The sequence below is a fragment of the bacterium genome (assembly GCA_036524115.1).
In the GTDB taxonomy this organism is placed as follows: domain Bacteria; phylum JAUVQV01; class JAUVQV01; order JAUVQV01; family DATDCY01; genus DATDCY01.
Genome location: DATDCY010000187.1, coordinates 1 through 9,964 on the forward strand (window position 1 = coordinate 1; position 9,964 = coordinate 9,964).

General features: G+C 72.0%; 10 protein-coding genes. 4 read left to right on the plus strand and 6 right to left on the minus strand.

The features are described from left to right. Positions 1–96: 96 nt before the first annotated feature. Both VI078_09060 and VI078_09065 read right to left on the minus strand, forming a co-directional pair. Positions 97–1,494, minus strand: coding sequence for a biotin carboxylase N-terminal domain-containing protein (locus VI078_09060; GenBank protein HEY5999430.1), 1,398 nt, complete (start codon positions 1,492–1,494; stop codon positions 97–99). Positions 1,495–1,750: 256 nt separating this feature from the next. Next, positions 1,751–2,143 (minus strand): membrane lipoprotein lipid attachment site-containing protein, encoded by a 393-nt coding sequence (locus VI078_09065; protein ID HEY5999431.1) that lies wholly within the window; start codon positions 2,141–2,143, stop codon positions 1,751–1,753. A gap of 272 nt (positions 2,144–2,415) precedes the next feature. Here VI078_09065 and VI078_09070 point away from each other — a divergent pair, with 272 nt between their 5' ends. After that, positions 2,416–3,303, plus strand: a complete 888-nt coding sequence (locus VI078_09070) for an AAA family ATPase (GenBank protein HEY5999432.1) — start codon at positions 2,416–2,418, stop codon at positions 3,301–3,303. Here the strand turns inward: VI078_09070 and VI078_09075 are convergent. The 3 genes from VI078_09075 to rpsT all read right to left on the minus strand — a co-directional run bounded on the left by VI078_09075 (position 3,291) and on the right by rpsT (position 6,053). Beyond that, positions 3,291–4,793: an ATP-binding protein gene (locus VI078_09075; GenBank protein ID HEY5999433.1), complete on the minus strand. Its 1,503-nt coding sequence runs from the start codon at positions 4,791–4,793 to the stop codon at positions 3,291–3,293. The two genes, VI078_09070 and VI078_09075, sit on opposite strands and share 13 nt — an antisense overlap. A 54-nt stretch (positions 4,794–4,847) precedes the next feature. Beyond that, positions 4,848–5,684: a 16S rRNA (cytidine(1402)-2'-O)-methyltransferase gene (rsmI, locus tag VI078_09080; protein HEY5999434.1), complete on the minus strand. Its 837-nt coding sequence runs from the start codon at positions 5,682–5,684 to the stop codon at positions 4,848–4,850. 93 nt (positions 5,685–5,777) lie between these two features. Further along, the gene (rpsT, locus tag VI078_09085; protein HEY5999435.1) at positions 5,778–6,053 is read right to left on the minus strand and encodes a 30S ribosomal protein S20; all 276 of its coding nucleotides are present in this window, start codon (positions 6,051–6,053) and stop codon (positions 5,778–5,780) included. A 106-nt stretch (positions 6,054–6,159) separates the two neighbouring features. Between rpsT and dtd the strand changes: the two genes are divergently transcribed. Next, entirely contained in the window at positions 6,160–6,657 is a 498-nt protein-coding gene (dtd, locus tag VI078_09090; GenBank protein ID HEY5999436.1) for a D-aminoacyl-tRNA deacylase, read from the plus strand. Positions 6,658–6,911: 254 nt separating this feature from the next. Continuing rightward, entirely contained in the window at positions 6,912–7,538 is a 627-nt protein-coding gene (locus tag VI078_09095) for an MBL fold metallo-hydrolase (GenBank protein ID HEY5999437.1), read from the plus strand. 4 nt (positions 7,539–7,542) lie between these two features. On the opposite strand, the gene pcnB is transcribed toward VI078_09095, so the two are convergent. Then, entirely contained in the window at positions 7,543–9,177 is a 1,635-nt protein-coding gene (pcnB, locus tag VI078_09100; protein HEY5999438.1) for a polynucleotide adenylyltransferase PcnB, read from the minus strand. 150 nt (positions 9,178–9,327) lie between these two features. On the opposite strand from pcnB, the gene VI078_09105 reads away from it, so the two are divergent. Then, on the plus strand, positions 9,328–9,964 hold a 637-nt coding region (locus VI078_09105), incomplete at its 3' end, for a ribonuclease Z (GenBank protein ID HEY5999439.1).

The window sequence follows — 9,964 nt, forward strand, 5'->3', positions numbered from 1 at the left end:
TCCCCGGGCGCGCGAAGATCGGGTCCGCCGCCGCGGCGGGCCTCGCCGCGACCGGCTCCGGCGCCGGCGGCCTGGCCGGCGCGCGCCGCTTCGCGCTCACATCCACCCCCGCGGGCCCAGGGCGGTGATCTCCGCGACGAACCGCGCCACTTTCAGGACCTCGTCCTCGGGGCTCGTGTCCCTGAAGGTCGCCACCAGCTCGGCGAGGTGCTCCTCGATGAAGCGCGTCGAGAACTCGCCGGCGACGAACGCCGGGTGCCGGATGATCGAGAGCAGCAGCGGCTGCAGCGTCTTGACCCCCTCGACGCGCAGGTTGCGCCCGAGGCAGCGGTCCATGACGCGGATCGCGTCCGAGCGGTCCTTGCCGGCGGTGATCACGAGCATCAGCAGCGAGTCGTAGTACGACGGGACGTCCGCTCCCTCGTAGACGCCGTTGGCGAGCCGGACGTTGGGCCCCATGGGCACCATCAGCCGCGAGATGTTGCCGAAGGAGGGGTTGAAGCTCCGCGGGTCCTCGGCGTTGAGCCGCACCTCCAGCGCCCAGCGGTTGGGGCGGATCTGCTTCTGCGTGAAGGGCAGCTTGCGCCCCTCGGCCACGTCCAGCATGAGCCCGACGATGTCGACGCCGGTGATCAGCTCGGTGATGCCGTGCTCGACCTGCAGGCGCGTGTTGACCTCGAGGAAGTAGAAGCGGCGCGTCTCGGAGTCGAAGAGGAACTCGACGGTGCCCGCCGAGGCGTAGCCGATCTCGCGCATCAGGCGCGCCGCGGTCTCGCAGATCTCCTCGCGCAGCGCCGGATCCAGGGTGGGGGAGGGCGCCTCCTCGATGATCTTCTGGTGGCGCCGCTGGATCGTGCACTCGCGCTCGTAGAGGTGCACGACGTTGCCGTGCGCGTCGGCGACGATCTGGACCTCGATGTGCCGGCCGCGCTCGACGTACTTCTCGGCGAGCACGGTCTCGCTGCCGAAGAACTTCTTGGCCTCGCTGCGCGCCTGCCCGATGGCCATGTGCAGGTGCGCGTCGTGCTCGACCTTGACCATGCCGCGCCCGCCGCCGCCGCCGGCCGCCTTGAGCATCACCGGGAAGGCGACGTTCTCCTCGCGCATCCAGGCGCGCACCTGCCCGGCGTCCGTGACGTGGTCGATCCCCGGGATCACCGGGACGTTGGCCGCGCGGGCGATGCGCTTGGCCTCGATCTTGTCGCCCATGCGGTGGATGACCTCGGGGGGCGGCCCGATCCAGGTCAGCCCGGCGTCGATGACGCGGCGGGCGAACGCCGGGTTCTCGGCGAGGAAGCCCCAGCCGGCGTGCACGGCGTCCGCCTTCGTGCGCAGCGCCGCCTCGACGATGCGGTCCATGTTGAGGTAGGACTCGGCCGGCGGCGCCTCGCCGATGTGCACGGCGGCATCCGCCATGGCGACGTGGTGCGCCAGGCGATCGGGCGTGGAGTAGACGGCGGTCGAGCGGATCTTGCGGTCGCGGCAGGTGTGCATGATGCGCACCGCCGGCACGCCGCGGTTGGCGATGAGGATGTTTCCGAGCCTGCGTCCCGTCACTGTCCGCTCCGTTCCCTGGGTGTCCCCGCCGCACGACGTGCACCTGCCCGCGCGGTGGCGGGCATTTTCGCCGGAGGCGCGGCGTGCGTCAAGCGGCACCTGGCTCGGGGCCGCCTTCGGCGGGGGCAGGGATCGGCAGGCTGCGGGGTGGCGTGGCGCCACCCCGCATCGGGCCGGCCGCCGATCGGCGCCGTCAGATCCTGGTGAATTCCAGCGTGACGAGCGAACCGCCGCTCGTATCGCTGAGAATGACCGTCCGGCCGTCGTCCCCGATGGTCCCGGCGATTCCGGTCCCGTCCGTGGAAACCAGGACGATGTTCGGGTCCGAGACCGAGAAGGCTCCGGAGTCGAGGAAGCGCTGGCTGCCGATGAAGGCGTCCAGCGCGTAGCGCGAATCCGCGCCGAGGGTGAGCGAACCGGAGATGGTGGGGGGCAGCAGGGTGACCGTGGTCCCGCCCTGCGTCACCGAGGCCTCCGAGAATGCGTACGTCCCCGCCATGTCGGCGACGGTCAGGTCATCATGGCCGCCGCCCCCGCACCCCGCCAGGACGAGCATCGCGAACAGCGCCAGCAGGATCTTCTTCATGCCATTCTCCTCCCTTGTTGATCGTCCTCGCCGAAGGCGGTTGCCGGCAGGACCCTCCCCGCGTACTTCCCCTCCCGGAGGTTCCGCGACGCGACGGGCGCTCCGGAGATCGAGACCCGGCGATGGTTCCCCGGAGCGGGAACGCCAGAACGCGACGCGTGACCGGGATCGCGCCGAGGATAGGGGCGGCCCACGCCGGTGTCAACAGCGCGCTTGCAGGTTGCGGCCGGCTTCCTTGACGCGGCGGCAGCCATTGCCTAGGATGCCGCGCGATGCACAGGAAGCTCGAGAAGGTCTACTACGAGATCCGGGCGCCCCGCACGCGCTTCGATGACATCGGCGGCCTCGCCGAGGCCAAGGCGGCGCTCCGCCAGATGGTCTGCCTGCCGCTGATGCGCCCCGCGGAGCTTCAGCGCATGGGCCTCGTCCCGCCCGCGGGCGTGCTGCTCTGGGGCCCGCTCGGGGCCGGCCTGGCGATGCTCCCCGAGGCCTGCGCCACGGAGGCCGGCGTTTCGTACGTCTACGTCTCGGGCCGCGAGATCCTGGGCAAGCCGGAGGCGCTGGTCGAGACGCTGCGCGAGGCCGAGCGCGAGGCGCCGGCGGTGCTCTACATTTCGGACCTGGACTGGCTCGCCCCGCAGGCGGGCGCGACGTACGCCTGGGGGCCGGAGGGGAACGAGCGCGGGAAGCCGCCGGCGTTCGCCGACCGCGTCATGACCGACACGTTCCTGCGCGAGCTCGACCGCCTGCAGGCTGCCGCCGCCGGCCGGCTGGCGATCCTCGGGGGCACCTACCGGATCGACGTCGTCGACCAGGCGCTGATCAAGGACAAGAGCCGGTTCAACCGCAAGGTCTTCCTGCCGCCGCCGGACCGGGAGGCGCGCCGCGCGGTGCTCGCCATCTACGCCGGGCGCACGCGGGTCGCCGGGCCGCTCGACCTCGACGCGGTCGCGGCGACAACCGAGGGGTACGTCGGCTGGGACCTGGAGAACGTCGTCAAGAAGGCGGCGCTGCGCTCGATCGAGGCGGGCCGCGAGGGGATCATCCAGGAGGACCTGCTCGCCGCGGTCCCGCTCGTCAAGCCCTGGCTGACGCCGGACATGACCGCCGGCTACGAGAGGATCTTCCGGGCGGACTGCCCCCACCACTACAACTTCTGATCGGCCCCGCAGCCGGGGCTCAAGGGACCTTCCTTGGGCAGGCGCACGCAGAACACCGACCCGCCGGCGGGGTTGTCCTCGACCCAGATGGTCCCCTTGTGCAGGTCCACGAGGCGCTTGGCGATGGCCAGCCCGAGCCCCGAGCCCTCGACGCCCTCCTTCTTGAGGCGGGTGAAGCGGGTGAAGATCGTCCGCTTGTCCTTGTCCGGTATCCCCTTGCCGAAGTCGCGCACCTGCACGACCCAGCAGGTGCCCTGGTCGAGGATGTCGACCTCCAGGCGCTTCCCGGCGCCCGCGTACTTGATGGCGTTGGCGATCAGGTTGGCGAAGACGTCCTCGAGCATCGGGTTGGCGACGGTCGCGTACTCCCCGCGCGGCAGGAAGTTCACCGCGATGCCGGCGTCCTTGAGCCGGTGCTCGTGCACCGCGAGCGCCTCGAGCAGCAGCGCGCCCAGGTCCAGCTCCTGGCAGTCGAGGTGGTCCATCTCCTCGAGGTGGGAGTACTTCGAGGCGTTGCGGATCAGGTCCATGAGGCGGTTGTTGACGCTCTCGATCTTGAGGTAGGCCTCCTTCTTCGCGGGGTCCTCCTCGCGGTCCTGCAGGTAGCTGGTGTAGTAGCGGATGACGCTCGCCGGGTTGAGCAGGTCGTGGCGCACGATGTCGATGAACAGGTCCTTGAGCTGGTTGGACTCCTGGAGGCGCTCCGCCGCCGTGCGGGCCTCGGCCTCCGCGCGCCGCAGCCCGCGCTCGCTGGCGAGCAGGCTGCGCCCGCCCAGGGTGACCCCGGTCACGCCGAGGAGCCAGAGCGCGAGGTGGGCGAGGACGACCGTGCGCAGGCCCTTCCACTCGATCGCCCGCAGCTCGCCCATCGGCACCGAGACGCTGATCCCCCCCCAGGGCTTGCCCAGGACGTAGCCGCGCTCGTGGTGGCAGCCGAGGCACCCCTCCTCGGTGATGAGCGGGCGCATCAGGCGCATGTACTCCAGGCCGTCGAGCGGCTGGACGTCGTGCACCTCGGCGACGCCGCGCGCGAACGCCTCGAGCGCCGCGCGCTCCCATGGGTCGGGGGCGTTCTGCGCGCGCATCGGCGCGAGGCTCGTGATGTGGCCGCGCAGCCCCGAGGCGCCGGCCTCCAGCTCGTAGACCTGGCGCGTCATGTAGGCCGGGTTCACCAGCGTCAGCAGGTGTCCCGACGGCGTGCGCACGTCGCGCTCCGGGGTGTCCGCGAGGTAGGGGTTGGGTGCGGTGACGGCAGCGTCGACGTACACGCCCCCGTGCTGGCTGTTCCAGCGGCGGTAGACGATGTCCTTGCTGTAGGCCACGCGCGCCTGGATCAGCGCCTCGTCGAGCGTGCGGTCGCGGATCTGGCTGACGTTCCACGCGAGCGAGACGCCGAGCAGCGCGGTGCCCAGCACCCCGAGGGCGACGATCGACGCCTCGAGGCTCAGGCGTCGGCGGTGAGGGCCTGGCACGGCCGGAGTGTCCGTCATTTTCGGCGCATTATCCGGGGATCGCCGGAGCGATGCAAGGGCGGGCGCGGGGCGTCAGGGCCGCGCGTCGTCGTCCGGGTCCTCGTCGTCGTCGCCGCCGTCATCGTTGGGATCGGGGTCGTCGTCGCCGCCGGGATCCTCCGCCTCGCCGTCTTCGTCGTCGGTCGCAGGCGCCTCGACGCGACGGCGCGCCCCCGAGGAGCTGCCGGCGACCGCGATCGCGATCTCGCCCTTGACCGGCCGTCCGCGGTAGCGCTCGAGCGCCGCGGCGAGCGTCCCGCGCGTGATCTCCTCGAAGACCTTCGTCAGTTCCCGCCCGACCGCGGCGGGCCGGTCGCCGAAGACCTCGAGCATCATCTCCAGCGTCCGGACGAGGCGGTGCGGCGACTCGTAGAAGACGAGCGTCCGCGCCTCTGCGGCGAGGGCCTCGAGCGCGCGGCGGCGGCGGCCGGACTTCACCGGCAGGAAGCCTTCGAAGACGAAGGCGTGGGTGTCGAGGCCCGAGACCGAGAGCAGGGCGATGGCGGCGGCCGGGCCCGGCACCGGCGTGACGTCGATGCCCGCCTCCAGCGCCATGCGCACCAGCACGGCGCCGGGGTCGGAGATCCCGGGCGTGCCGGCGTCCGTGACGAGGGCGACCGCGGCACCCCCGAGCATGCGGCTCACGAGGCCGGGGGCCTGCCGGAACTGGCGGTGCTGGTAGAAGCTCGTCAGCGGCGTGTGGATGTCGAAGTGGGCCAGCAGCTTGCGGGTGTGGCGCGTGTCCTCGGCGGCGATGAGGTCCGCCTCGCGCAGGGCGCGCAGGGCGCGCAGCGTGATGTCCTCGAGGTTCCCGATCGGGGTGGCGACGACAAGGAGCCGGCCGGGGCGCGACGGCGTCTCGCCGGTCATGCCAGCTGAAGTCCTCCGCTCCGGCGCCGGCCCTGGCCGTGTCGCCGGGCGTCGCGCCGCCGGGCGCCGGGCCGGCACGCGGGTCGCGGAGATCTACTTCGCGGCGGCCAGGGCCTTGTTCGCGGCCTTGGCCAGACGGGAGATGCGCCGCGCGGCGGTCTGCTTGCGCAGGACGCCCTTGGACGCGGCCTTGCTCAGGGTCTTGACCGCGGCGCGGAGCGAGGTCTGCGTCTTCGCGGCGTCACCCTCCTCGAGGGTCTCGCGGTAGGCGCGCGTCGCGGTGCGCACGGTGCTCTTCACCGACTGGTTGCGCAGGTTGCGCTTTTTGTCCTGCCGGATCCGCTTGAGCGCCGACTTGGTGTGTGCCATCTGCTTCCCTCCGAATTCCTTTAAAAAATGAGCGCATTGTGTACCATGTACGGATGCCGGCTGTCAAGGATCGTCCCGCGGGGGACGCGCGCGGAGCAGGGCGGGCGTGAAGGCCGTCGTCCAGCGCGTGCGCAGCGCGTCCGTGGCGGTCGGGGGGACCGAGGTCGCGCGCATTGGCCGCGGGCTGCTCGTGCTGGTGGGCGTCGCCTGCGGCGATCTGGCGTCCGACGCCGCCTGGCTGGCGCGCAAGATCGCGGGGCTGAGGGTCTTCGCGGACGACGCGGGGAAGATGAACCGCTCGGTCGCCGAGGTCGGCGGCGCCGTCCTCGCCGTCTCGCAGTTCACGCTCCTCGGCGACTGCCGCGCCGGGCGCCGCCCGAGCTTCGTCGCCGCCGCGCCGCCGGAGGAGGGGAGGCGGCTCTACGAGTCCTTCCTGGCGGAGGTGCGCGCCGCGGCCGGGGGTGTGCCGGTGCGCGCCGGGGTGTTCGGCGCGGACATGCTCGTCGCCCTCGAGAACGACGGGCCGGTCACGTTCATCCTTGACTCTGATCCGCGCGTTCGCGCGGATCAGAAATACCGCGAAATCCCTTCGTTTCGAGGCTGATCGACAGGTGCTGCCCTGCTGGATCCGTGCGGGCGCGCGGATCAGAAATGCCGGCCTGTCATTTGGCTATGGGTGCTCAGGCGCCTGGATCGTAGCGCGGGCTGGAGGTGTCACGTGACAACTCCTCTTGCGTCCAGACCCGACACGAAATCCCTTCGTTTCGAGGCTGATCGACAGGCGCTGCTCTGCTGGATCCGCGCGGGCGCGCGGATCAGGCTTGACACCCGGGGTGGTTCCCCGTAAGTACTGACGGCATGCTGCTCCGCTCGTTCGTCGTCGGTCCGCTCGAGACCAACGCCTACCTCGTCGGCGACCGCGCCACGCGCGAGGCGATCGTCATCGACCCGGGCGGCGATCCGGCCGAGATCCTCGCCTTCCTGGCGAAGGAGCGGCTGCGCTGCCGGCAGATCGTGAACACCCACGGGCACTTCGACCACATCAGCGGCAACCGCGCGCTCCAGGCCGCCACCGGCGCCTCGCTGCTGATCCACGACGCCGACGCGCCGATGCTCGGCCAGGCGGCGGCGCAGGCCCGCTTCTTCAATCTGCAGGCCGAGAACTCGCCGCGCCCCGACGCGTACCTCACGGACCGGGAGGAGTTGCGCGTCGGCGGCACGCTGCTGCGCGTCGTGCACACGCCGGGCCACTCGCCCGGGGGCGTGACGCTCATCGGTCCGGGAATGGCCTTCTGCGGCGATCTGGTGTTCTTCGGCTCGGTGGGCCGGACCGACCTGCCCGGGGGGTCGGAGCGGATGCTGCTGGACTCGATCCGCAGGCACATCCTGACGCTGCCCGACGAGACGGTGCTCTACCCGGGGCACGGCCCGGAAACGACGGTCGGCCTCGAAAAGAGGCAGAACCCTTTCTTCAGGAAGGCCTAGGGCCCTAGTCCGTCCGGTCGTCCGGCGCGGGTTCGCCGCCCGGCGGTTCCAAGTCTGTGTCCGCGTCGCCGAAGGCCACGTCGGGATCGATCGGCGCGTCCTCGTCGACGACGGCGCGCCGCGTCGCGATGGGCGGCGCCGTTTCGCCGGCCGCGCCGGGGGCACCCGCGGCGCCCCCTTCGCGGGCCCTGCGTCCCCGGCCCTTGCCGCCCCGGCGGCTGCGCCGGCGGCGACCCGGCCGGCGCTCCCCCACCTCGGCGGCGGGTGCCTCTTCATCCTCGCTCGCCTGCGCCTGCGGTCCGGTCTCCGCGTCTTCCGCCGTCTGCGCCGCGTCTTCGTGTGCGTGGCGCGCCTCCTGTGGCGCGCTCTGCTGCATCCCGCGGAGGCGGCGCAGGGCGGCGCGTCCCTCCGGCGTGTCGGCCTGCGTGATCTCGAAGAGCGTGACGGCCTCGTCGAACCAGGGCTTTCCCGCGAGCGAGCCGCCGCGCCCGCGCCGGCGCGCGGGCTGCGCCAGCCGCTGCTGGACGGCGAGCAGCAGCACCGCCTTCTCGAGCTGGGCGCGGGGGAACTTCAGCCGCTGCAGGTCGGGGTCGAGCAGCTCGGCCGCGATCTTCGCGTGGTCGGCCCCCGGCGCCGCGGCGGCGACCGCCGCCGCGAAAGGCGGGAAGTAGAGAACGGCAAGGGCGAGCCCCCCGGGCAGGCCCTGCTGCGGCTTCTGGTGCGCATCGAGTGCGGCGAGGCTGCGCGTGACCTCCGTCCGGAGGCGGGGGTCCGCCCAGGCCCTCGCGAATGCCGGGAGCAGCCCCTCGAGCATGCCCAGCTCCGCCAGCAGCGGGAACGACGCGGCCGCCGCGCCCTGGTTGAGCATGCGCACGAACTCCTCGACGATGCGCGGTGCGGCGCACTTCCAGATCTCGTCGCGGTGCGTGGTCATCGCCCGGCGCGTGGCCGGCTCGATCGCGAAGCCGAGACGGGCGGCCAGGCGGACGGCGCGCAGGGAGCGGATCGGGTCCTCGCGCAGGCGGATGTCGGGGTCGCCGATGGTGCGGATCACCCGGCGCCGCAGGTCCTCGAGCCCGCCGACGTAGTCGATGACCGAGCGGTCGGTGATGCCGTAGAAGAGGGCGTTGATCGTGAAGTCCCGCCGCCGCGCGTCCTCCTCCGGCGTGCCGAAGGTGTTGTCGCTCCTGATGAGCAGGTCGCCCTCGTCGGAGAAGCCGGCCTGCCGGCGGAACGTGGAGACCTCGATGACCTTGCGCCCCTTGAAGAGCACGTGCGCGAGCCGGAAGCGCCGGCCGATGAGCCGGCAGTTGCGGAAGAGGGTCTTGATCTCCTGCGGGTGGGCGGAGGTCGCGATGTCGAAGTCCTTCACGGCCCGGTCCAGCAGCAGGTCGCGCACGCCGCCGCCGACGAGATACGCCGTGTGATCGTGGCGGACCAGGCGGCTGAGGACCTTGAGGGCGTCCTCGTCGATGCGCGTGCGCGAGATCGTGTGCTCCTCGCGCCGGACGATGACCGGCTCGGGGGACTTCTCGCCGCGCCGCGCGGTCTGGTGCGGCTTGGCCTCGGCCTCGGGTTTCGGAGCTTTCCGGCGGCGGCCGAAGAGCTTCTCGACGACCTTCGTGATGATGCGTCGCATCGGCGGGCTGATATGTACCACGCCGCGCGAAGAAAAGGCAACCGGAATCCGTTGATTTATGCGAACATCAGGCTCCGGGGCGCCCGGAGCGGGGACCGCCGGCCGCCCGCCGCGGGACTGCTGATGACACGCTCCTTCGATACCCGGCTCGTGAACGGGCCCTTCGGGGACCCGGTCGTCCTCCTCTCGTTCCGGCACGAGCGGCGCGCGTTGCTCTTCGACCTCGGGGAGATCCACGCCCTGCGGCCGCGCGAGATCCTCGCCGTGACCGACGTCTTCGTCAGCCACACGCACATCGACCACTTCTGCGGTTTCGACCGGCTGCTGCGCGTCATGCTCAACCGGGACCGGACCGTGCGCCTGCACGGCCCGGAGGGGCTCGTCGCGAACGTCGCCGGCAAGCTGGCCGGCTACACCTGGAACCTCGTCGAGGACTACCGCCTGAAGCTGCAGGTGCAGGAGATCGGAGCCCGCCGGGCGCGCCGCGTGACCTTCTCCTGCCGCGACCGCTTCCGGGCGCGCACGGCGGCGCGCGAGCGGCCGTTCGACGGCGTCGTCCTCGAGGAGGAGGGGCTGACGGTGGAGGCACGTCACCTCGACCACGCGGTGCCCTGCCTGGGCTTCCGGCTCGCCGAGCGGCTGCATGCGAACGTCAACGGAGACGCGCTGCGCCGGCTCGGCTGGGAGCCCGGCCCCTGGCTGCGACGCGTGAAGGCCCTGCTGCGCGCCGGGGCGCCGGGGTCGACGCCGGTGCGCGTGCCCGTGCCGGCGGCGGCCAGGTGCCGCT